Annotated in this window: 26 protein-coding genes; 18 read left to right on the top strand and 8 right to left on the bottom strand. The window is 34.6% G+C overall.

Going from position 1 to position 23510, the window contains the following annotated elements:
* Nucleotides 1-36 precede the first annotated feature (36 nt).
* The 4 genes from GKZ88_RS20385 to GKZ88_RS20370 form a co-directional block, all read right to left on the bottom strand.
* Nucleotides 37-291: a hypothetical protein gene (locus GKZ88_RS20385; RefSeq protein ID WP_155104156.1), complete on the bottom strand. Its 255-nt coding sequence runs from the start codon at nucleotides 289-291 to the stop codon at nucleotides 37-39.
* Between the two features lie 43 nt (nucleotides 292-334).
* Nucleotides 335-883: a CopD family protein gene (locus GKZ88_RS20380; RefSeq protein WP_155104155.1), complete on the bottom strand. Its 549-nt coding sequence runs from the start codon at nucleotides 881-883 to the stop codon at nucleotides 335-337.
* 139 nt (nucleotides 884-1022) lie between these two features.
* Nucleotides 1023-2039 (bottom strand): ferrochelatase, encoded by a 1017-nt coding sequence (gene hemH, locus GKZ88_RS20375; RefSeq protein ID WP_155104154.1) that lies wholly within the window; start codon nucleotides 2037-2039, stop codon nucleotides 1023-1025.
* Nucleotides 2040-2283: 244 nt separating this feature from the next.
* Entirely contained in the window at nucleotides 2284-3156 is an 873-nt protein-coding gene (locus GKZ88_RS20370; protein WP_115887709.1) for an AraC family transcriptional regulator, read from the bottom strand.
* A gap of 226 nt (nucleotides 3157-3382) precedes the next feature.
* On the opposite strand from GKZ88_RS20370, the gene hemA reads away from it, so the two are divergent.
* From hemA to GKZ88_RS20310, 12 genes are all read left to right on the top strand, one after another.
* A complete protein-coding gene (gene hemA / locus GKZ88_RS20365; RefSeq protein WP_155104153.1) occupies nucleotides 3383-4633 on the top strand; it encodes a glutamyl-tRNA reductase in 1251 nt (416 codons plus the stop codon).
* A 131-nt stretch (nucleotides 4634-4764) separates the two neighbouring features.
* Nucleotides 4765-5169, top strand: coding sequence for a GxxExxY protein (locus tag GKZ88_RS20360; RefSeq protein WP_089053462.1), 405 nt, complete (start codon nucleotides 4765-4767; stop codon nucleotides 5167-5169).
* A 99-nt stretch (nucleotides 5170-5268) separates the two neighbouring features.
* Nucleotides 5269-6192, top strand: a complete 924-nt coding sequence (hemC, locus tag GKZ88_RS20355) for a hydroxymethylbilane synthase (RefSeq protein WP_155104152.1) — start codon at nucleotides 5269-5271, stop codon at nucleotides 6190-6192.
* Entirely contained in the window at nucleotides 6192-6857 is a 666-nt protein-coding gene (locus GKZ88_RS20350; protein WP_155104151.1) for a uroporphyrinogen-III synthase, read from the top strand. Before hemC ends, GKZ88_RS20350 begins: the two co-directional genes overlap by 1 nt.
* 52 nt (nucleotides 6858-6909) lie before the next feature.
* A complete protein-coding gene (hemE, locus tag GKZ88_RS20345; RefSeq protein WP_155104150.1) occupies nucleotides 6910-7935 on the top strand; it encodes a uroporphyrinogen decarboxylase in 1026 nt (341 codons plus the stop codon).
* Nucleotides 7936-8003: 68 nt separating this feature from the next.
* Nucleotides 8004-8381: a hypothetical protein gene (locus GKZ88_RS20340; protein WP_155104149.1), complete on the top strand. Its 378-nt coding sequence runs from the start codon at nucleotides 8004-8006 to the stop codon at nucleotides 8379-8381.
* 2 nt (nucleotides 8382-8383) lie between these two features.
* Nucleotides 8384-8935, top strand: coding sequence for a GNAT family protein (locus GKZ88_RS20335; protein ID WP_155104148.1), 552 nt, complete (start codon nucleotides 8384-8386; stop codon nucleotides 8933-8935).
* Nucleotides 8925-9827: an oxygen-dependent coproporphyrinogen oxidase gene (gene hemF, locus GKZ88_RS20330; protein WP_155104147.1), complete on the top strand. Its 903-nt coding sequence runs from the start codon at nucleotides 8925-8927 to the stop codon at nucleotides 9825-9827. The genes GKZ88_RS20335 and hemF overlap by 11 nt, the downstream gene beginning before the upstream one ends.
* Nucleotides 9828-9829: 2 nt before the next feature.
* Nucleotides 9830-10756: a DUF4421 family protein gene (locus tag GKZ88_RS20325; RefSeq protein ID WP_230392568.1), complete on the top strand. Its 927-nt coding sequence runs from the start codon at nucleotides 9830-9832 to the stop codon at nucleotides 10754-10756.
* Between the two features lie 63 nt (nucleotides 10757-10819).
* Nucleotides 10820-11722, top strand: coding sequence for a fructose bisphosphate aldolase (locus GKZ88_RS20320; RefSeq protein WP_155104145.1), 903 nt, complete (start codon nucleotides 10820-10822; stop codon nucleotides 11720-11722).
* Nucleotides 11723-11800: 78 nt separating this feature from the next.
* Nucleotides 11801-12793, top strand: a complete 993-nt coding sequence (gene hemB, locus GKZ88_RS20315) for a porphobilinogen synthase (protein ID WP_133523770.1) — start codon at nucleotides 11801-11803, stop codon at nucleotides 12791-12793.
* A 1-nt stretch (nucleotide 12794) separates the two neighbouring features.
* On the top strand, nucleotides 12795-13202 hold the full coding sequence (locus GKZ88_RS20310) for a c-type cytochrome (protein ID WP_155104144.1): 408 nt from the start codon (nucleotides 12795-12797) through the stop codon (nucleotides 13200-13202).
* A gap of 62 nt (nucleotides 13203-13264) precedes the next feature.
* Here the strand turns inward: GKZ88_RS20310 and GKZ88_RS20305 are convergent, their stop codons facing one another.
* The gene (locus GKZ88_RS20305; RefSeq protein ID WP_155104143.1) at nucleotides 13265-15322 is read right to left on the bottom strand and encodes a M13 family metallopeptidase; all 2058 of its coding nucleotides are present in this window, start codon (nucleotides 15320-15322) and stop codon (nucleotides 13265-13267) included.
* 202 nt (nucleotides 15323-15524) lie between these two features.
* On the opposite strand from GKZ88_RS20305, the gene GKZ88_RS20300 reads away from it, so the two are divergent.
* From GKZ88_RS20300 to GKZ88_RS20280, 5 genes are all read left to right on the top strand, one after another.
* Entirely contained in the window at nucleotides 15525-16448 is a 924-nt protein-coding gene (locus tag GKZ88_RS20300) for an EamA family transporter (protein WP_347343903.1), read from the top strand.
* A gap of 207 nt (nucleotides 16449-16655) precedes the next feature.
* A complete protein-coding gene (locus GKZ88_RS20295) occupies nucleotides 16656-17321 on the top strand; it encodes an SCO family protein (RefSeq protein WP_155104141.1) in 666 nt (221 codons plus the stop codon).
* 104 nt (nucleotides 17322-17425) lie between these two features.
* On the top strand, nucleotides 17426-17665 hold the full coding sequence (locus GKZ88_RS20290) for a FeoA family protein (protein ID WP_133523765.1): 240 nt from the start codon (nucleotides 17426-17428) through the stop codon (nucleotides 17663-17665).
* Nucleotides 17665-19764 carry a ferrous iron transport protein B gene (gene feoB / locus GKZ88_RS20285; protein ID WP_155104140.1) on the top strand — a complete coding sequence of 700 codons (2100 nt, stop codon included), beginning with the start codon at nucleotides 17665-17667 and terminating at the stop codon, nucleotides 19762-19764. The genes GKZ88_RS20290 and feoB overlap by 1 nt, the downstream gene beginning before the upstream one ends.
* A 6-nt stretch (nucleotides 19765-19770) precedes the next feature.
* Nucleotides 19771-19893: a FeoB-associated Cys-rich membrane protein gene (locus GKZ88_RS20280; RefSeq protein ID WP_155104139.1), complete on the top strand. Its 123-nt coding sequence runs from the start codon at nucleotides 19771-19773 to the stop codon at nucleotides 19891-19893.
* Nucleotides 19894-20237: 344 nt separating this feature from the next.
* Here the strand turns inward: GKZ88_RS20280 and GKZ88_RS20275 are convergent, their stop codons facing one another.
* From GKZ88_RS20275 to GKZ88_RS20265, 3 genes are all read right to left on the bottom strand, one after another.
* A complete protein-coding gene (locus tag GKZ88_RS20275) occupies nucleotides 20238-20891 on the bottom strand; it encodes an HD domain-containing protein (protein ID WP_155104138.1) in 654 nt (217 codons plus the stop codon).
* Between the two features lie 204 nt (nucleotides 20892-21095).
* The gene (locus GKZ88_RS20270; RefSeq protein ID WP_155104137.1) at nucleotides 21096-22088 is read right to left on the bottom strand and encodes an acyl-ACP desaturase; all 993 of its coding nucleotides are present in this window, start codon (nucleotides 22086-22088) and stop codon (nucleotides 21096-21098) included.
* A 52-nt stretch (nucleotides 22089-22140) separates the two neighbouring features.
* Nucleotides 22141-22881 carry a lysophospholipid acyltransferase family protein gene (locus tag GKZ88_RS20265; RefSeq protein WP_155104136.1) on the bottom strand — a complete coding sequence of 247 codons (741 nt, stop codon included), beginning with the start codon at nucleotides 22879-22881 and terminating at the stop codon, nucleotides 22141-22143.
* A 125-nt stretch (nucleotides 22882-23006) separates the two neighbouring features.
* Between GKZ88_RS20265 and rnpA the strand changes: the two genes are divergently transcribed.
* Entirely contained in the window at nucleotides 23007-23423 is a 417-nt protein-coding gene (gene rnpA / locus GKZ88_RS20260) for a ribonuclease P protein component (protein WP_155104135.1), read from the top strand.
* Nucleotides 23424-23510 lie beyond the last annotated feature (87 nt).

Genomic DNA, 23510 nt, shown 5'->3' with positions numbered 1-23510 from the left:
ATTGGCAACTTGAAACCGAATCTTTCAAATATCTTTTTAATCAAATATTAAATAACCGCTTAATGATAACACCGAAATTGGGATACCGCTCCACCATGCATATTTGATATATTTATATCGATCAATCCTTATATCAATTTTTAATCCTTTTTTCCAAAACATATAACTAATAATAAAAACTGGAGGTCCTAAAAAAAGATTCATAAAAAAAATCCAAGCTCCGCAAACCATCGCAAAATATATAGCGCTAATAAGAGCAATAGTAAAATAAACATCTGCTTTTTTAATCATACTTTTTAAAAGTTATTTATTTACTATACTGCGAAATGCAAAACTATTTTCTTTCACGTATTCGTTTGTAAAAACGAAACCCTAACATTATTAAAACCGAAAATAAAATAATTCCAATTACACCGAAAATCCAGTTGACGGCACTTTTTAAAACTACTAAAAAGACCACGGCAAACAGAATAATTGTAGCTCCTTCATTCCATAAGCGCATAAAATTATTGGAATATTTCACCTCATCATTTTGCAATTGTTTGAAAATCTGATGACATTTTCCGTGATATAAATATAAAAGAAAAACGAAACATAATTTTACATGCATCCACGGCATTGTGATCCAAATATGACCAGCATCTGTAAAAAACAGCATCCAAAAAGCAAAAATACTTGCCAAAATCGCCGACGGCCACGTAATTATGTACCACAAACGATAGGCCATTATTTTATATTGCGCCTGAAGAATTTCTTTTTCTGGTGAAGGTTTTTCATTTGCTTCGATTTGGTAAACAAACAAACGCACAATATAAAACAAACCTGCAAACCAAGTTATCACAAAAATAAGATGCAGTGATTTTAGGTAATTATAATATTCCATAATTTTTGTTTCAGGTTTCAAGTTTCAGGTTTTCTTAAAGTTGATTCTAACTTGAAACCTGAAACTTGAAACAAATATTATTTTGAACACAACTTGCGTCCATTATAAAGTCTTTTTTCTTTACTCTTGCCTCTATTTTCTATTTCGAAGCCCAATCATTAATCCAATTTCCAACCGTTTCGCACCATTCATCATCATCATTCAAACACGGAATGGTTAAGAATTCTTTCCCTCCATTTTCTTCGAAATCTTCTTTGGCGCGCATGGCGATTTCTTCAAGAGTTTCTAGACAATCTGTTACAAACGCAGGCGTTACGACTGCAATTTTCTTAATTCCTTTTGCTGGCATGTTGTTTATTTCAATGTCTGTATAAGGTTCTAGCCATTTATCGCCCGCCAATCTCGATTGGAAAGTCAAGCAATATTTGTCTTTTGGAATTCCTAATTGTTCAACAACCAGACGAGTGGTTTCATAACATTGATGACGGTAGCAAAAATCATGCGCCGGCGAAGGTGTATTGCAACAAGATCCATCAATTTTACAATGTGATTTAGTCACATCAGTTTTGCGAATATGACGTTCCGGAATTCCGTGGTATGAAAACACCAATTGATCATAATCAAAATCACGCAAATGTGTTTTAATTGAATCAGCAACGTTTTTGATGTAATCCGGTTTGTTGTAAAATGCCGGAACATCTGTAAATTTCATGTGAGGAAATTTCGCTTTGCGGATTTCTTCTGCCAAAACTAAAATCGTCAAAGTAGAAGCCATTGCATATTGTGGATAAAGCGGGAAAAGCAAAACTTCTGTAACGCCTTGATCGTGCAGTTTCTGTAAACCTTTTTCGATTGTCATTGATCCGTAACGCATTGCCAATTCAACCGGAACATTGGTTAAAGGCTGCACTTTTTTATGCATTCTTTCAGAAAGAACGATTAACGGAGAACCTTCTTCCCACCAAATTTTTGCGTAAGCGTGTGCTGATTCTTCTGGTCTTTTTCTTAGAATGATTCCACGAACTAATAATGCTCTCAATAAATACGGAACATCGATCACGTATTTATCCATTAAAAATTCATCTAAATAAGGTTTTACATCTTTTGGAGTTGGACTGTCTGGAGATCCTAAGTTTACTAATAATACGCCTTTCATTATTTTTTTGCTTTAGGCTTTAAGCGCTGGGCTTTAAGCTTTTTATTTGTTTTTAAAATTTCGTCAAAAGTAGGGCTTGCTACTTTTTAGAAATATGATAATTATTACTTTTTAATTATTGTAGAATATTTAAAATCGATTTGAACAATTCGTGAAATTTTTCACGCAGATCTAAACAGATTAGAACAGATGTTCGCAGATTAATTCATGATCCCGATAGCTATCGGGAGTGGCGAACAAAAATCTAAACATTCGCATTAATAGACATCAAATACTTTTTAGGTGTCGTCGCGAACTTTTTCTTGAACGCCGCAATAAAGTGACTTCCTGTGCTATAACCAATTTTCAGTCCAACTTCGTTTACATTATAAGAACCGCTGTCTAAAAGTTTTCGGGCGAAATCCATTTTATAATCGAAGAGGAAACCGTAAACCGTGTCGCCGTAAATTTGTTTGAAACCCATTTTGAGTTTCTTCAAATTCAAACCAATTTCATCTGCCAGTTCTTGCAATCCCGGCGGCTCAGCCATATTCGCGATAATGATTTCTTTTGCTTTTCTGATTTTCAGCACATTATCTTCATCAATCAAAAACGGACATTGTTCTGCATTCGGATCTTCGGTTCTATTGAAATACAAACTCAATAATTCGTATCCTTTTCCCTTATAATAAAGGTTTTTTATAGACGGATGAAGATTATAATGAAACAGCTGACTCAGTACAATTGCCATTGACGGACTAATATTTCCTTCATTATAATACTTTTTGTCTTTATTATCAGGACTTAAAAAAGTAATATAATCGGCTTCGGCAGAAAACAACGCGTGAAATTTTTTGATGGAAACAATTACCGAAATGACCCACGAGTTTGGAGCCAATTCTAAATTAAGCGGTAATTCTTTCTGCGGATTGTATAAAAGCAGTGATTTTTCTTCCTTCAGATCTAAAGCATAAGAACCTTGATTGAACAAGAATTTAGCATTGCCTTTTATCCCGAAGTGAAACTGTATCAAGCCAGTACCTATTTCGTGCTGTGCAGAAAAAGGTTCCAAACTATCATTTTGAAAACGGATCAGCGTAAAGTCGTCTTCAATTTTTATAACTTCTTGAGAACTCATAGCGATATTTTTTTTTAACTAAAATCAAATCTAACGCGAAATGTTATTTAGAATCACTCTAAACTAATCACTTGAAATGAGTTGATTTTGCTACAAAAATAGTCCTTTTTACTCAAAAACACCCATTTAGGTTCAAAAAAACATACAGCGATATAAAAAGTACTTTTAGCGTTACTTTTATAAACACTATTGCAATAATTTTGTTGCACTTTATGAAAGTGAATTTATGGAAAACAATAATGTACCGAAACACCTTTATTTTTACTCAGTTGGTCTGAGTTATAAAAAAGCTGATGCTGAGGTCAGAGGTCAATTTAGTTTAGACGCAATTGCGAAAACGCGTTTGCTGGAACAAGCTAAAAACGATGGAATAGAAAGTTTACTAGTTACTTCAACTTGCAACAGAACTGAAATTTACGGTTTTGCTGAACATCCATTTCAATTAATAAAACTTATCTGCGACAACAGCAATGGTTCTGTTGACGCTTTTCAAAGAGTTGGTTTCGTTTACAAAAATCAAGAAGCAATAAATCATTTATTTCGCGTAGGAACTGGATTAGATAGTCAGATTCTGGGCGATTTTGAAATTATATCTCAAATCAAAACTAGTTTTGTTCATTCAAAATCAATGGGATTGGCCAATAATTTCATGGAAAGATTGGTGAATGCAGTGATTCAGGCGAGCAAGAGAATTAAAAATGAAACGGAGATCAGCTCTGGCGCTACTTCGGTTTCTTTTGCATCGGTACAATATATTTTGAAGAATGTTGAAGATATCAGCAATAAAAATATTTTGCTTTTCGGAACTGGAAAAATTGGAAGAAACACTTGTGAGAATTTAGTAAAACACACTAAAAACGAACACATTACTTTAATCAACAGAACGAAAGACAAAGCGGAGAAATTAGCTGGAAAATTAAATCTGATTGTTAAAGATTATTCTGAATTACATTTAGAACTTCAAAAAGCTGATGTTGTTGTTGTGGCAACCGGCGCGCAAAACCCAACGGTTGACAAAGCGATTTTGAATCTTAAAAAACCTTTGTTGATTCTGGATTTGTCTATTCCGAAAAACGTTCATGAAAATGTTGAGGAATTAGAAGGCGTAACGTTGATTCACATGGATTATTTGTCTCAATTGACAGATGAAACTTTGGAAAACAGAAAATTACACATTCCAGCTGCTGAAGCGATCATTGAAGAAATCAAAGAAGAATTTCTAATTTGGATGAAAGGCAGAAAATTTGCCCCAACAATTAACGCCTTAAAAGAAAAACTAAACGCCATTAAAAACTCGGAATTAGATTTTCAAAGCAAAAAAATCGCTGACTTCAACGAAGAACAAGCTGAAATCATCAGTAATAGAATCATTCAGAAAATCACTACTCATTTCGCAAATCATTTAAAAGACGACGATACTATGGTTGATGAAAGCATCGAATGGATCGAAAAAGTCTTCAAAATAAAAGCATCTTAAAATTTAGTTTTACCATTAAGAGATTAAGAAAATTAAGTCCAAGCTTTGTCAAGAGAATTAAGTCAAACAATTTTTGACACAAAGCTTAATTAACTTAATGTCTTAATGGCGAAAAAACAATAATACGTTCTATGACAAAAAAAGAGGTAACACAATTGGCTTATGAAATTACAGGTTTTGCTATAAAAGTACATAAAGCTTTAGGACCTGGACTTTTGGAAAGTATATACGAGAAGTGCCTCAAATATGAATTAGAACGAAACGGATATGATGTAAAACAACAGTTATCTGTTAAAATTGATTATTATGATCTTGAATTTGAATCTGATTTAAGAATAGATCTATTGGTTAATGATTGTGTCGTTGTTGAATTAAAGGCTATAGAAAACCTATTACCAATTCACGAAGCTCAATTATTAACCTACATGAAATTATTACAAAGACCTCAAGGGTTATTGATAAATTTCAACACAACAAATATTACAAAATCAATGAAACCTCTTGTAAATGATCATTTTGCAAGATTAATAGATTAAACGAAAATTTGAACCATTATATTAAGAAAGTTAAGTTTAATGTCCTTTGACAAAGAAAAGCTTAATTACCTTAATATCTTAATGGTAAAAAAACAAAAAATGGCTGAAAAAACAATCAGAATTGGAACTCGCGACAGCGAATTAGCACTTTGGCAAGCGCATAATGTCGAAAAACAACTGAACGATTTGGGTTATAAAACTTCAATTGTCGCGGTTAAATCTCAAGGCGATATTATTCTGGACAAACCTCTTTACGAATTAGGAATAACTGGAATTTTTACCAAAACGCTGGACATTGCCATGATCAATGGTGATATTGATATTGCAGTGCATTCCATGAAAGATGTTCCAACGGCTTTGCCAAAAGGAATTGTTCAGGCAGCAGTTTTAGAAAGAGCCAATGTTTTAGACATTTTGGTTCATAAAGGAAATCACGATTTCGCGAACCCAAGTACGATTGCGACAGGAAGTTTACGTCGTCAGGCGCTTTGGTTCAATAAATACCCAAATCATACTGTAGTTGATTTACGTGGAAATGTAAATACGCGTATGCAAAAATTACAAGACAATAATTGGGACGGAGCTGTTTTTGCTGCTGCAGGTTTGGAGCGCATCAACTTAAAGCCTGAAAATTACATCAACTTAGACTGGATGATTCCGGCGCCGGCACAAGGAGCAATGCTTGTTGTGGCAATGGAAGATGACAATTATACGCTTGATGCACTTTCACAATTAAATCATATTGAAACTGAAATATGCACTTATATCGAACGTCAGTTTTTAAGAACGCTTGAAGGCGGATGTACAGCGCCAATCGGGGCTTTGGTTAGGTATAATGAAGATGAAGATACACTTCATTTTCACGGAGTTTTGCTTTCTATCGATGGAAAACAAAAATTGGAAATCAACAAAACCGTTGATATTTCAGAATGGAAAAAATTAGGTTTTCATTCGGCTCAGGAGATTTTGAATAATGGCGGAACGGAATTAATGCAGAAAATTAAAGAATCCCTGAAAAAATAATGGCAAAATCAACTCAGATATTATCTACCAAAATATTATCTCCTCTTCAAAAACAAGAGTTGACAAAAGCTGGCATCGAAGTAATCGAAGCTGATTTTATCAAAACCGAAAACAAACCTTTCGAACTTAAAAACCTCAACGAAAGTTTAATTTTTACCAGCCAAAATGCGGTTTATAGTGTTTTATCAAATCCAGAATCAGAAAAACTTAAAACCAAAAACGTTTACTGTGTTGGTTTAAAAACAAAGATTCTTTTATCTGAAAACGGATTTAATGTTGTGGCTTACACAGGTTACGCTTCAGATTTAGCCGAAATTATCACTTTGATTTACCGTAATGAAAGCTATACTTTTTTCAGTGGAAATCTGAGAAGAGATACTCTGCCAAATGCTTTGAAAGAAGCAGGAATAAAACTGAACGAAATTCAGGTTTACGATACCTCGTTACAGCCACAAAAAATAAAAACTGCAGTTGATGCAATCTTATTTTTCAGTCCGTCTGGTGTTGAAAGTTATTTGAAAGAGAATACAATCAAAAAAGAAACTTGCTTTTGCATTGGAGAAACCACTGCCGAAGCTTTACATAAAATCACAAAAAACATCATCATTGCAGACCAGCCAACGGTTGAAGATGTGATTGAAGATGTTTTAGAAGAATATAAATAAAAACCTTTGCAACTTTGTCCCTTTGTGACTTTGCAACTAAAATAAAAAACTCATGTTAAAAAACGACCTATTTTTAAAAGCATTAAAAGGAGAAACAGTGCAGCGTCCGCCAGTATGGATGATGCGTCAGGCAGGAAGATATTTACCTGAATTTAGAGAACTTCGTGATAAATATGATTTTTTTACGCGTTGCGAAACTCCTGAATTAGCTGCTGAAATTACAGTACAGCCAATCAGAAGAATTGCTCCAGATGCGGCAATTTTATTTTCAGATATTTTGGTAGTCCCTCGTGCAATGGGAATTCACGTAGAATTGAAAGATAATTTAGGACCAATAATTCCAAATCCGATTCGTTCTTTAGCAGATGTTCACAAAGTTTTTGTTCCAGATGTAAATGAAACTTTAGGTTACGTTTTTGATGCTGTAAAATTGACTAAGGAAATGTTGAACGACGAAGTGCCGTTAATTGGTTTCGCTGGTTCTCCTTGGACAATCTTCTGTTATGCTGTTGAAGGAAAAGGTTCTAAAAGTTTTGATACTGCAAAAGGTTTCTGTTTTTCGAATCCTGCTGCAGCACATACTTTATTACAAAAAATCACCGATACGACTATTTTATATTTAAAAGAAAAAGTAAAATCTGGAGTAAATGCCGTTCAAATTTTTGATTCTTGGGGAGGAATGCTTTCTCCGGTTGACTATCAGGAATTTTCATGGAAATACATCAACCAGATTGTTGACGCTTTAGCAGATATTACTCCGGTTATTGTTTTCGGAAAAGGATGTTGGTTTGCTCTTGGCGAAATGGGAAAAAGTAAAGCTTCTGCATTAGGGGTTGACTGGACTTGTTCGGCTAGAAACGCTCGTTACTTGTCTGGCGGAAATATTACTTTACAAGGAAATTTTGATCCGTCAAGATTGCTTTCTCCAATTCCGACTATCAAAAAAATGGTTCACGAAATGATCGACGAATTCGGAAAAGACAAATATATCGTAAATTTAGGTCACGGAATTTTACCAAATATCCCTGTAGATCACGCAAAAGCATTTATTGACGCGGTTAAGGAATATGGGAACTAGTATTCAGTTTCCAGTCGCAGTTTTCAGATTTTAATGCGACTGAAAACTGCGACTGAAAACTAAAAAGCATGCTAAACAAAGGTTTAAGAGACGAAGAAAAAATCAGAATTGATAACGTTCTTAAAACGTTACGAACTCTTGTTTTTGTCCCTTATCCTTTGAGTATTTTACAACAATCAGAAATTGAAAATCAGCTGAAAGAAGTCGGATTAAACATTCAAAGTTTAATTGATTATTCAAATGAGGATTTAATCGCATTCTTAATTCAACTTTCCTTTGATTGGGAACAATTAGAACAATTTGCTGATATTTTAGTCGAATTTTCTAAAACTGAAAACTTTAATTTTGAAAATAAAGCTTTGGCCGTTTATCAATATATTCAGGCAGAGAGCAAAGTTTTTTCTTTCGGAATCAATACTAAAATTGCTTCTCTAAAAAACAAATAACAATGAGTTTTACAGATTGGAAAATAGACCGAATTGAACATATTCTTCCCAACGAGTTTTATAAACTAATTGACAAGAATAAAAATCATATTGGAAAAACTTTTCCCGTAACACTGGCTAATTCTGACTCACCAGAAAAAGCAGAAAATTTCATTTCCGTTAGTAAAGACAAAGAAAAAAATAGCGAAGGATATTATTTCTATGCCAGAGAAATAAACACCAATAATCTAATTGGTTATCTCTGTGTAAAAACCATCGATTACCGTATTTCAAAATGTGAATTAGGCTACTTTATTGACGAAGATTTTCAAGGAAAAGGCATTACATCCAAAATGGTTTCCTATGCACTAGCTTTCTGTTTCGATGAATTGAAACTTAACAAAGTTTTCATCTGTACTTCAGAAATAAATTTAGCAAGCCAGCAAATTGCATTGAAACACAATTTTAAACAAGAAGGAATTTTAAGGGACGAATTTAGAAACGGTGATGGCACTTTGCAAAATACCGTTTACTTCGGATTACTTAAATCAGAATATATTCAACATGAAAGATAAATTTTACGCCTACATACAACAATTACAAGATCAAATCTGCGCTGGACTAGAAGCTGTTGACGGAACGACGAAATTCCGTGAAGACTTATGGAAACGTCCAGAAGGCGGAGGCGGAAGAACTCGCGTTATCGAAAACGGTGCTGTTTTTGAAAAGGGCGGTGTAAACATTTCAGCCGTTCATGGAAAATTGCCGGAAACGATGCAAAAAATGTTTGGCGTTGGCGAAGCTGATTTCTTTGCCTGCGGATTAAGTTTGGTTTTACATCCAAAAAACCCAATGACACCAACCGTTCATGCCAATTGGCGTTATTTTGAAATGTATGATGAATCAGGAAAAGTCATCCAACAATGGTTTGGAGGCGGACAAGATTTAACGCCTTATTATTTGTTTGAGGAAGATGCAAAACATTTTCACCAAACGTGCAAAACGGCTTGCGACAAACACAATCCAGAGTTTTATCCAAAATATAAAAAACAATGTGATTCGTATTTCTGGAATGCGCACCGAAATGAAGCCCGCGGAATTGGCGGTTTGTTCTTTGATTATTGCAAAGCAAATGAATCAATGTCAATGGAAAATTGGTATAACTTTGTAACTGAGGTTGGTAATAGTTTCCTTGAAGCGTATGTTCCAATTGTCGAAAGAAGAAAGAATCTTCCTTATACTCCAGAACAAAGAACTTGGCAGGAAATTCGTCGTGGCCGTTATGTGGAGTTTAATCTGGTTCATGACAAAGGCACATTATTCGGTTTAAAAACGAATGGAAGAATTGAGAGTATATTGATGAGTTTGCCTCCGCACGTGCAATGGGTTTATGATCATCATGCAGAAGCTGGAAGTGATGAAGAGAAATTGGTGAATGTGTTAGAAAACCCGCGTGAATGGATTTAAAAATGATTTACATAGCGTTTTTTGTCAGCGTTTTTGGGTGTTTCGCCCAAAGCGACACGTTGCAGAATCCCTATTTTAAATCATATAATGATAAAATTACCGCCAGCGTTTATTATTTAGACACTTCTAATAGTTTTCAAATTGCTTCAGATAAGCAGGAACCCAAAGTCTATTTGGATCTTGTTCCGAACAGAAGAGAACAAATTGGTTTTAACTTAAATTATAAAATCATTGATGTTACGATAGGTTTTGCTCCAAAATTTCTTGGCGGCAATACTGGCGATTCACATTCCAAGCACTTTAATTTCAATACTCGATTTTATTATAAAAAATGGATGCAATCCTTCACTTTCATAAATCAAAAAGGGTTTTATGTAAAGGATAACAATATAACGGCACAATTGCCAGATATGCGTACGACAAAAATTGGCGGCTCTACAGCTTATATTTTTAATGATAATTTTTCTTTTAAAACACTGGTCAGCCAAAACGAATGGCAAACTAAAAGTTCTGGGAGTTTTATCCCAACGTTCTCGTTTTATTACACCAACATAGATTTAAACAGCCCGGATACAACTCCTGGTGATATTTACGTATTTACTCTTGCTCCATCTTATTTTTATAATTTTGTAATCAGTGACCGCGTTTTAATTGGAGCGGGAATTGCTTTGGGTGCCGGAATTAATGATGTTGACGGTGACACCTCAGCTTTATACCAAGCCGACTTAAATTTAAAATTGGCTTATAATCAAGATCGTTTTTTTGCTTTTGCGAGCCTTAATGCGACAAGTTTTGATCAGGACGAAAAAGTAGATCCAAGATTGAATGATAATATTGTCACTTTTAAAATTTCTGCAGGGTATCGATTTGATACTCCAAAAAAGGTAAAAGAAGTATACGACAAGGCAAATGAGAAAATAGGGCTTTAAAAAGTCTTCAAAATAGCAAAAACAAGCATAAGCAGGGATTTCTAATAATTAAAAATCATTATTATGGAAAAGAAAGATGTAAAAACGGCACAATTAAATCGTATGCATTCCGGAAAAGGCTTTATCGCCGCACTTGATCAAAGTGGCGGAAGCACTCCAAAAGCTTTAGCACAATACGGCGTACAGGAAAGCAGTTACACAAATGAAGAGGAAATGTATGGACTTGTTCATGAAATGCGAACCCGAATTATTAAAAGTCCTGCCTTTGACAGTCAATATATTCTCGGCGCAATCTTATTCGAAAACACAATGGACCGTAAAATCGACGGACAATGGACGGCCGATTATTTATGGGAGAAGAAAAATATAGTTCCGTTTTTAAAAGTAGACAAAGGTCTTGCTGCTCTTTCAAACGGGGTACAAATCATGAAGCCGATTTCTAATTTAGATGAATTGCTTACAAGAGCTGTAGAACGAAATGTTTTTGGAACAAAAATGCGCTCGGTTATTAAAGAAGCAAATCTGGCCGGAATTCGCGAAGTTGTTGAACAACAATTTGCAGTTGGTTTGCAAATATTTGAAAAAGGATTAATTCCGATTATCGAACCTGAAGTTGATATTTATAGTTCCGATAAAGAAAAATCAGAAGCAATTTTAAAAGAAGAAATCTTAAAAGCACTTAACAAACTTGATAAAAATGTAAAAGTAATGCTGAAGCTTTCGATTCCAACTGTAAATAATTTCTATAGCGATTTAATGAATGATCCACATGTAGTTCGTGTCGTTGCACTATCAGGAGGTTATTCTCGTGATGAGGCCAATGATAAGCTATCTCAAAATCATGGATTGATTGCGAGTTTCTCAAGAGCACTATCAGAAGGTCTTTCAGTTGGACAATCTGATACCGACTTTAATAATGAGTTAAGTAGCACAATTAAAGAAATTTACAAAGCTTCAATTACATAAAAGCTTTAGAAAAATAAAACACAAAAAATGAATATTTTCAGGATAAAACCTGAAACTTTAAACTTTAAACAAATTAAAATGTTCCCATTACAAAGAAACCGCCGTTTAAGAACCAATGAATCTATTCGTTCTTTAGTTCGCGAAACAAGTTTAAGTCCACAAGATTTTATGCTTCCAATGTTTGTGGCCGAAGGAAAAGATGTAAAAGTTGCCATTCCGTCAATGCCTGGTATTTATCGTCATTCGTTAGACAACACCATCAAAGAAGTTAAAGAAGCGTGGGATTTAGGAATTAAAGCGGTTAATATTTACGTAAAAGTAAGTGATAAACTAAAAGACAATAAAGGCGTTGAAGCCTGGAATAAAGACGGCTTGATGCAACAGACAATCCGAGCGATAAAAGATGCGGTTCCGGAAATGATTGTAATGCCGGATGTGGCTCTTGATCCGTATTCGATTTACGGTCACGACGGAATTATCGAAAATGGTCAATTAATCAACGATGCAACTGTTGATGCTTTAACAAGAATGAGTTTAAGCCATGCCGAAGCCGGTGCTGATTTTGTAGCGCCGAGCGACATGATGGACGGAAGGGTTTTGGCAATCAGAAAAGCATTGGAAGAAAACGGACATCATAATGTTGGAATTATGAGTTACAGTGCAAAATATGCTTCGGCATTTTACGGACCATTTCGTGATGCATTGGATTCTGCTCCGGTAGATTCGCAAAATATCCCAAAAGACAAGAAGACGTATCAAATGGATTATGCTAACCGAATTGAAGGAATTCGTGAAGCATTATTAGACGTTGAAGAAGGTGCAGACATCGTAATGGTAAAACCCGGAATGGCTTATTTGGACATTGTTCGTGAGGTAAAAAATGCCGTTCATGTACCCGTTGCAGTTTACCAAGTATCTGGTGAGTACGCTATGGTAAAGGCCGCAGCTGAAAGAGGATGGCTTGATCATGACAAAATTATGATAGAGCAACTTTATTGCATTAAGCGTGCTGGTGCAAGTATTATCTCAACTTACTTCGCAAAAGAAGCTGCCGTAATCTTAAATAAATAAAATGAAAAAAGCAGTATTTTTAGCAGCCGTTTTAACATTTGCTTCATGCAAAAAAGAGAGTCAGGAACCTTTTGGAAAATCAGAAGAAACAACAGAAACATCTTCAGAAGGAGAATCGGCGAAAGCCAAAACTCCATTAGATTTAGGAAAAGAAATTTTTGAAGGAAGAGGAAATTGTACTTCTTGTCATCAGCCTGATCAAAAAGTTATTGGTCCAAGTATTCAGGAAATAGCAAAAATCTACAAAGACAAAAAAGGTGACATCGCAACTTTCTTAAAAGGAAACGCAGATCCAATTGTCGATCCGAGTCAGTTTGCTGTAATGCAGACTAATTTTGCAATTACCAAAGAAATGTCTGATGAAGAATTAAAAGCAATTGAAGCTTATATTTACAGCTATTCGAAATAGAAAAACACACATAAAAAAAAACGGCGCTTAATTTAATAAGCGCCGTTTTACTTTTTATAAGATTACCAGATCTTAACTCTTTTATCTTGTTCAACATACATAGCATCTCCTTTTTTAATTCCGAATGCTTGGTAAAATGAATCTAAGTTCTGAATTGGCACAACTGCTCTGTACATTCCTGGAGAATGTGGGTCAGTTTTAACTTGGCTTTTAATTGCTTCGTCTCTAGATTTTGTTCTCCAAACTGTAGCCCAAGAAATAAAGAAACGTTGTTCTGGTGTGAAACCATCAATTAATCCTGGATTTCCGTTTGCTTTCAAATACAATTGTAATCCATCGTAAGCAGCGTTTGTTCCACCTAAATCACCAATGTTTTCACCTAAAGTAAATTTACCATCAACGTGAATTCCTGGCAATGGCTCTAAAGCGCTATATTGAGCAGCAAGTTCACCGCCAAGAGCAGTAAATTGTTTTAAATCGTCAGCTGTCCACCAGTCAACAAGATTTCCATCTGCATTGTAACGAGCACCAGAATCATCAAAACCGTGAGAGATTTCGTGACCAATTACTGCTCCAATTCCACCATAATTTACAGCAGCATCAGCTTGGTAATTGTAGAATGGCGGCTGTAAAATTGCTGCTGGGAAAACAATCTCGTTGTAAGATGGATTGAAATAAGCGTTAACCGTTTGTGGAGACATTCCCCACTCTGTTTTATCAACTGGTTTTCCAAGTTTATCTAAATTGTCTGCGTAAGCCCATTTTGAAATATTTTTCATATTGTCAAAATAAGTTCCGCCTTCCTTAACGTCTTTAATTTCTAATTTTGAATAATCTTTCCATTTGTCAGGATATCCAATTTTAACCGTTAATTTTTTTAATTTTTCAATAGCTTTCACTTTAGTTTCAGCAGACATCCAAGGCAAAGCATTGATTCTGTTTTCATAAGCTAACATCACGTTTGCGATCATGTCTTTTGCTTTTGCTTTTGCTTCAGCAGGGAACAATTTCTCTACATAAAGTTTTCCTAAAGCTTCACCTGTTGCTCCGTTGATAACCTGCAAAGCAACTTCCTCACGTGGACGCTGTTTTAAAGCTCCAGTTAATGTTTTTCCGTAAAAATCAAAGTTTGCGTTTTCAATCTCTGTAGTCAAAGTTGAAGCAGCTCTGTTTAATAATGACCATTTTAAGTACTCTTTCCAAGCTTCTACTTTCTTTTCAGTAAAAGTTTTTTCTAAAGCGATCATGTAACGAGGCTGCGCCACATTTACAGTGTCTAATTTTGCCATTCCAATTCCTGTGAAATATTTCTCCCATTGAATTGATGGTGTATTCTTTTTCAAATCAGCAACAGCAGTTGGGTTGTATTGTTTTCTTCTGTCTCTTCTTTCAACACGATCCAATCTTGGCGCAGACATTTCAACCTCTAAAGCTAAAATTTGTTTTGCGCTTTCTTTTGCTTTCGCAGGAGATTCTCCAATGAACTGCATCATACGAGCAACATGAACTTCATATTTCTCACGTTTTTCTTTAGAATCTTTATCCTCTGAATTGTAGTAATCTTTATCAGATAATCCTAAAGTACCTGGGCTTAAGCTCACAGAATTTTTATTACTGTTTTTAGCATCAGCACTAACATAAACTCCAAAGAAACCTGATCCGCCAGAAAGCTGCATTTCAGTAATGTAATTTTGAAGATCTGCGACATTTTTAATAGCGTCGATTTTCTTCAAATAAGGCTGAAGCTGTGTAACGCCTCTTTTGTTTCTTCCAACAGTATCCATGATAGTGTTGAACAAAGCGATAGCTTTTCCTTGATCAGTGTTTGATTTATACTTCGGATTCTTCGAAGCTTCTTTCAAAATAGCAAGTGAATTCTCGTCAGTTTTTTGACGCAATTCATTAAAACTTCCCCATGAATTTCTATCACTAGGAATTTCAGTTTTGTCAAGCCAAGCTCCGTTTACATAACGAAAAAAGTCCTGACTCGGACTCACTTTTGTATCCATATTGGCAATATTGATACCTGGTTCTTTTGGTTTTGCATCTTGAGCTTGAACTGCAGTAAAAGAAATTGCAGAAACTACACAAAACATAGGTTTGATAAGCTTTTTAATCATTATAATTTATTGTTTTAGTATATATACAAACGTATTGTTATTATTTCGAATATTATGTTAAAATTTTCCAATAATTAAAGCTGCAGCTTAATATTCAATATCCGAATAGAAAGCAGCTAAAACTTTCATCAATAATTTGTGCGATTTATACCCAATTTTTGAAATTGTTTTTGGAATATTTGTCAAAAGAAAAAACAGAAAAGTGAAAGCAAAAATTCAGAATGCCGTTTCAGGAAAAATTGAACTAATTGGATTTCCAATTCTGGCTTTATGCTGGGTAAGTTTTGGTTGGGGAACAACTTGGCTTGCATCAAAAGAAGGTGTTAAACATATGCCGGCGCTTCAATTAGCGATGATTCGCCAGTTTTTAGCGGGGCTAATTTATGTTGGTTATTTTCTTCTGAAAAAAGAACCTTGGCCAAAAGGCAAACAATGGATCACCATTTTAATTCTAGCTTTTTTGAATTTTGTCTGCAGTAATGGCTTAAGCACTTGGGGTGTAAAATTCATTAGCAGCGGTTTAGGTGCCATTATCAGTGCTATTTTCCCAATTTGGATTATTATCATCAACTTTTTCAATGGCGAGCGTGTTGCAAAATTAGCCATAACCGGAATCTTAATCAGTTTTGGCGGTATCTGTATTATATTTATGGATCATTTGACCGAGTTTTTTAAACCTGATTTTCAATTCGGAATCTTCTTGACAGTTGTTTCAACAATTACTTGGGCTTTCGGAATTCTATTTATCAAGAAAAAAGCAGCGAGTTTCAATCCGTATTTTAGTTTAGGTCTGCAAATGCTTATTTCCAGCTTTTTACTTTACGGAATTACAGAACCTTTAGGAATGAATATTTCATTGTCTCAAATTCCGGCCGCATCGTGGTGGTCAATCGCCTATCTTGTAATTATTGGTTCTGTTATGACTTTTATTGCGTTTATCTACACATTGCAACATCTTCCAACAGAAATCAGCAGCATTTATGTCTATATAAATCCAATTGTTGCGATGATTTTAGGGTTTTTCATTTTTGGAGAAATGCTTACGCAAGCCATAATTATTGGCGGGATTGTAACTTTGATCGGAATATATTTGGTCAACAAATCGATTCGAAAGCCAAAAATTTAAAGAATGTTTTGCCACAAATTTCACGAATTTTCACGAATTAATATTTAAATCAATTCTTTTTAAAATTGCCAAAGATTTATACAAAAACAAAAAAATAGTGGAAATTCGTGAAATTGGTGGCAAATAAAACTTCAGCATCTTGTTAAAAAGTGTTATAACCGCACCTTTTAAAAAGCTCTTTTCGTATTTTTGCGCCAAATTATTTTTATGAAATCGCTTTTATATAAATACCGCAAATTCTTTATTGTTTTAATTCTATTTTCGGTTGTCACTATATCCTTATTTTATTCGGCTTTAAAACCACAAAAAACGCTTCCAATTTACAATCCGTCTGATGTAAATCCAGAATTGGTAGACAGTACCATTCAGTACAAAAGCAAATACCACACCATTGCCGATTTCTCTTTTGTGAACCAAAATGGCGACACCATTACTCAAAAAAATTACGAAGGAAAAATTTACGTAGCCGATTTCTTTTTCACAACCTGCGGATCTATCTGTCCAAAAATGTCAACGAATCTTGTTGATGTTCAAAAAGCAGTTTTAAATAATCCGAAAGTGATGCTGCTTTCACATACTGTTTTTCCTGAAGTTGACAGTGTTTCGGTTTTAAAAGCCTATGCGATAAAATATGGTGTTGTCGACAGCAAATGGAATTTGGTAACCGGCGATAAAAAAGAAATTTATACAATGGCCCGAAAATCCTATCTGGCAGTAAAATTAGGAAGACCAGATCAGCTTTATGATATGGTTCATACCGAGAATTTTGTTTTGGTTGATCAAAAAAGACGTGTCCGCGGATTTTATGACGGAACCAACAAAGAAGAAATTAAACGCCTATTAGAAGACATTGATTTTTTGTCTAAAGAGTAAAATTTGCTTTATTTAAGTAAATTTTGGCATAATGAAAACCGCTAAATGCCTTTGAATAAAGAATTATTGCCTACTTTTGCAATCTAAACTCAATCTAAATAAGCTTGCAAAATACAATTCACACTCTGAAAAAAGGCGAAAAAGCCATTATCAAAGATTTTGATATCGATCTTATTCCTCTAAAATTATTAGAAATGGGTTGTTTGCCGGGAAGTGAAGTCGAATTATTACAAATTGCTCCTTTTGGAGATCCTTTATATCTTGACATTAACGGCTCTCATGTCGCAATTCGCATTGAAACAGCTCGTGAAATTGAAGTTGAACTTATCAAAACCAATTTGTAATGAGTGTTCAAAATATTAATGTTGCCCTTATTGGAAATCCAAATACCGGAAAAACTTCTGTTTTTAATCAATTAACAGGTTTAAATCAGCAAGTTGGAAATTATCCCGGAATTACGGTCGAGAAAAAAATCGGATTTTGTAAACTTCCACATAATATTAAAGCCAATATTCTGGATCTGCCAGGAACGTACAGTCTGAACGCCAGTTCTATGGACGAAAGCGTTGTGATTGAACTTTTACTAAACAAAAACGACAAATTATATCCTGACGTTGCTGTAGTTGTAACCGATGTTGAAAATCTGAAAAGAAATTTACTGATTTATACACAGATAAAAGACCTTGAAATTCCAACGATTTTGGTGATCAACATGTCTGATCGTATGGAACGCAAAGGGATTACTCTTGATATTCCGCTTTTAGAAGAAAAACTAAAAACTAAAATTGCATTAGTAAGTTCACGCAAAGGTTTAGGAATTGATGCATTAAAAGAATTAATTGTTTCATACAAAACCATTCCGCACGAACCTTGTTTAAACGCTTCGGTTATTGATGAAGAATATTTCAAAAAACTGAAACACGCTTTTCCAAATCAATTATTGTATAAATTATGGCTTGTGATCACTCAGGACGTTAATTTTTCAAATTTGGACCGAAATGAAATTCGAAGCACATTTACTAAATCACATTCGGAATTAAAGCGTTTACAGCAAAAAGAAACCATTAAGCGTTATCAATTTATAAATGATGTTTTAAAAGAAGGTTTAAAAGTTGATGCTTCGATTGCAAAAGATGTTCGTGCAAAAATTGACCGCGTTTTAACGCACAAAGTTTGGGGTTATGTTATTTTCTTTGCCATATTATTTTTGATTTTCCAATCGATATTCAGCTGGTCAACCATTCCTATGGATTTCATTGACAGTACTTTTGCTTCTTTAAGTGCTTGGACTGCTAAAGAATTGCCGAGCGGTATTTTAACCGATTTGCTTTCGCAGGGAATCATACCAGGAATTGGCGGTGTTATCATCTTTATTCCCCAAATTGCCTTTTTGTTTTTGTTCATTTCTATTTTAGAAGAAAGCGGTTATATGAGCCGTGTTGTCTTTTTGATGGATAAAATAATGCGCAAATTCGGGCTTTCAGGAAAAAGCGTCGTTCCTTTAATTTCAGGAACTGCCTGTGCAATTCCGGCAATTATGGCGACTCGAAATATAGAAAACTGGAAAGAACGTTTGATTACCATTTTAGTAACACCGTTTACGACCTGTTCAGCAAGATTACCTGTTTATGCGATTATAATTTCATTAGTGATTCCGAGTAGACGTGTTTTTGGTATTTTAAATCTTCAGGGATTAACATTGATGTTTCTGTATGTTTTAGGATTTGCTGCGGCAATTATATCGGCTTATATTTTGAATAAAGTTTTAAAACTTCAGTCAAAAACCTATTTTGTTGTCGAAATGCCAAACTACAAAATGCCTCTTTTTAAAAACGTCGGAATTAATGTTGTAGAGAAAACGAAAGCTTTTATTGTTGGCGCTGGTAAAATCATCTTGGCAATATCTATTATTTTATGGTTTTTAGCTTCATACGGGCCCGGAAAAGATTTTAACGAAGCAGAAGCCATTGTAAAGGAAAAATTTGCAACGACAACTTTAACTGAAGTTCAATTTGAAAATGAAGTGAATTCACAGAAACTCGAAAATTCATACATCGGATTAATGGGAAGAGCAATCGAGCCTGCAATCGCACCTTTAGGCTACGATTGGAAAATCGGAATTGCATTAATCAGTTCGTTTGCTGCGCGTGAAGTCTTTGTTGGAACTCTTGCAACAATATACAGTGTTGGAGACAGTGATAACGAAGCAACAATAAAAAGCAAAATGCAGGAAGAAATTCATCCTGATACCGGACAAAAAGTATTCAATTTTGCCACCGGAATTTCGCTACTGTTATTTTATGCTTTTGCCATGCAGTGCGCGAGTACGCTTGCCATTACTAAAAAAGAAACCAATTCATGGAAATGGCCTGCAATGCAGTTAGTTTTTATGAGCGGTCTGGCTTATTTTATGGCCTTGTTGGCTTATCAATTTTTAAAATAAAAAATTATGATTCAGGAAATTATAGCTTTTGCCATATTAGGATTTGCGGTAGCTTTTTTGATCAAAAAATTCTTCTGGAAATCCAAGAAGAAAAAAGACTGCGGTGATGGAAATTGCGGCTGCGGTTAGGTTTTAGCTATTCCACAGCGATACGCAGAATAAAAAACAGAAAGCTTCACAAAGATTTGAAATTCTTTGTGAAGCTTTTTGTTTACGTGGCGCATTTTTGCAAATGAAAAAATGGCTTATAACATCATATAAATGACTTTTAATGGCTCTAAAGGAATTCCTTTTGCAATTAATTTTGCAAATTAAAAACCATCAAAGATGACTAAAGAAGATCAAATAGAAATTATCAGAGACAATAGAGTAGCAAGGTTATTATGGTTCACACTCGGATTTTTCTGTGCTGTAATTATAACGTATTTAGTTATGAAGCATCATTCTTAGTATTGAAAACTGAGACCAAAAACTTACTTCACCCCTTCCCATTCCGCATAAAATTGAGCCAGAAAGGTTTCCATAAAACGATGCCTTTCTGCAGCAATTTGTTTGCCTTTTTCGGTATTCATTTTATCTTTTAAAAGCAATAGCTTTTCGTAGAAATGATTAATTGTTGGAGCATTATTTTTTTTGTATTCCTCTTTTGTCATGTTTGTTACGGGTGCAATTTCCGGATCGTACAAAGCTCTGTTTTTAAATCCGCCATAATTAAAAGCTCTCGCTACTCCAATTGCCCCAATTGCATCTAAACGATCTGCATCCTGAACAACATCCAATTCGACAGAAGAAAACTTCTTTTCAAAATTACCGCCTTTATAAGAGATGTTTTCGATAATCTTTACCACATGCTCGATAATCTCTTCTGAAACTCCTTCCGATTCTAAAAATAAGCGTGCTGTTTTTGGACCAATCGTTTCGTCTCCGTTGTGAAATTTACTGTCGGCAATATCATGAAGCAAAGCTCCTAACTTTACGATTTCTAAATCACAAACGGTATCATTTGCAATTAAAACAGCATTTTTAAAAACACGCTCGATATGAAACCAATCATGTCCGCCTTCGGCATCATTTAATTTCTCTTTTACAAAAGCAATTGTCTTATTTATTAATTCAGAATTATTCATAAGTGTGTTACGGTTTATGTAGAAATGGCGCACAGATAAATCAAATTAAACAGATTTACACTGATTGCTTTCCTCATTTAAATAAAAATGTTGATTGTCAAAGCTTTGAAACCTCAACAATCAACAATATTTTCAATATCAATATCAATTGCAAAAATCAAGTTTCAGAACAATCCAAAATCTATAATCTGCAATCTAAAATCGCTACAATCTAGCTGGTTCAACCCATTTAAAAATGTGGCCTTCTTCAGGAATTACTAATCTTTCAGAAATTCTTGCCATACGAGCTGGCAATTTCATTAAGTAATCGCGTGCTTTTTCTGCTTCATCTGTCAAATTAGAGATTTTATCAATTTCCCATTTGGTGATTAATTTCTGCATAATATCAACATAATCATTGGCAGTATACACACCAATACGCTGTGCTGAATCAGAAAATTGTTCAAATGCAGAACTTATCTTTTGTCCAGATTCTCTCAAGAAATGTGCTGGCATAACGATTTTTTGCTTCATCATATATTGAAAAGCAAGCATCATTTCGCTTGGATCAACTGCAAAAATACGAGTTACGAATTCGCTGTAAGCATGATGATGACGCATTTCGTCACCTGCAATCATTTTACACATTTTAGACAACTTGTTATCGCCAAATTTCTTAGCAATCTGTGCTACTCTATTGTGCGAAACATACGTCGCTAATTCCTGAAAACTAGTATATACAAAGTTTTTGTATGGGTCAGTTCCAGTTCCAATATCAAAACCGTCGTTGATCAAATGCTGTGTTGTCATTTCGATTTCACGCATGTTCACACGACCAGACAAATACAAGTATTTATTTAAAAGATCTCCGTGGCGATTTTCTTCTCCAGTCCATTGCCTGATCCATTTTGACCAGCCATTTCCGCCATTTTCAATCTGATCGATGCCTTCTACATCCATTAACCAAGATTCATATGTAGGCAAAGCTTCCTCAGTGATGGTATCACCAACAAGCGTAACCCAGAAATCGTATGGAAGTTCTTTAGCAATTTCACGCAACTCTTTTACCTCTTCAAAGAAGTTTTCTCCTTCAGAATTAGGTAAAAAGTCTGACGGCTGCCAAATTTTTTCCACTGGAATTAAATACTGTTCAACGAAGCTATCCACGTTTTTTTCCAAAAACTGCATTACTTCTAATCTAATGTTTTTTATAGACATTACTTATTTTTGATTTGCGATTTTTATTTTAGCTCGGACTAAAAACAAAAATCTATTTATACTCGTTTACTCCTTCTACTACAGCCTTTTCTGTCAAAGCCATTAATTCGGCAAAATCATAATCTTTTACTGCCATTGCTTTATGCGCAGTAAAAGTCAGACGGTTTCCTAAACCAACAGGAAACATACCATAGCGAACCATTTTCCATGAATTATTGATACTCACCGGCACAACATAAGCTGACGGCGCGTATTTACATAAGATTTTTAAACCACTTTGGGCAAATTCTTTAGGTTTTCCAGTCTTGCTTCGGGTTCCTTCCGGAAAAATAACTGCAGCTCTGGTATTTTTTTCGATATATTCAGACAAGCCTTTGATTACAGGAATCGCTTGTTTAGGGTCTTTACGGTCAATAAGCACTGATCCGCCGTATTTCAAATTAAAAGAAACACTCGGTATGCCGCTTCCTAACTCTTTCTTACTTACAAATTTACAATGAAAACGTCTAAAATACCAAATCATTGCGATTATATCGTACATACTTTGGTGATTTGAGACAAAAATAATTGGAACACCAGTGGGGATAGTATCTGCGCCTTCAATTTTATAGGTCGTTCCAACAAGATTCGTACATCTTAAAAGCCAAAAATTTAGGTAATCAACGCTTTTTTTGTGTGCTTGATAACCAAACACATTCAGGCAAATCCATTGTATTGGGTGAAAAACAACCAAACACAATCCAAAACATAAATAGTAAATAACGGAGATGGGATACGAAATTATCTTTTGCATGCTTCAAAAATTAATTGCCAAAAGTAGTAAATAAATTTTTAGCGGTATAAAAATTGAAAACAATAACTGTTTTTCTCGTTTAATTGTACCTTTGCCCTAAAATTTGCAAATTTTTTCTGAACTAAATGAACTTCACTTACCCTAAAAATGAACGCTTAAAGAGCAAAACGATAATTGGATTACTATTTTCTGAAGGAAAATCGGTATCAAAATATCCTCTTCGTTTGGTTTACCGTCAAGCGGAAGAAAATTCAGAAGAAAAGATCAAGCTTGGTGTTTCGGTTTCAAAGAAATATTTCAAAAAAGCGGTTGACCGTAATTACTTCAAAAGAGTCCTGCGCGAAACGTATCGATTAAACAAACATTTGCTTTTAGATCAGCTGGATCAGCCTTATTCCATCATGTTTTTTTATCAGACAAAAGACAAATTATCGTATCAGGAAATTAACACCAAAACGATTCAATTGTTTGAGAAATTTTTGCAACAAATAAACAAAACTCCGGATTCTGAAAATAAAACACAAACTCAGAATCCCTTATAATCAATCAGTTTGAAATGCTCGATTGAGATTAGTCTGTCCGAATAATCGTAATTGATGATTTATTCTTATTTTAGTACTTTATAATTT

Origin of the sequence: Flavobacterium sp. LC2016-01, assembly GCF_009711135.1 — a bacterium.
In the GTDB taxonomy this organism is placed as follows: domain Bacteria; phylum Bacteroidota; class Bacteroidia; order Flavobacteriales; family Flavobacteriaceae; genus Flavobacterium.
The sequence above is the reverse complement of the archived record's forward strand: the minus strand, read 5'-3'. Positions and strand labels throughout refer to the sequence as shown.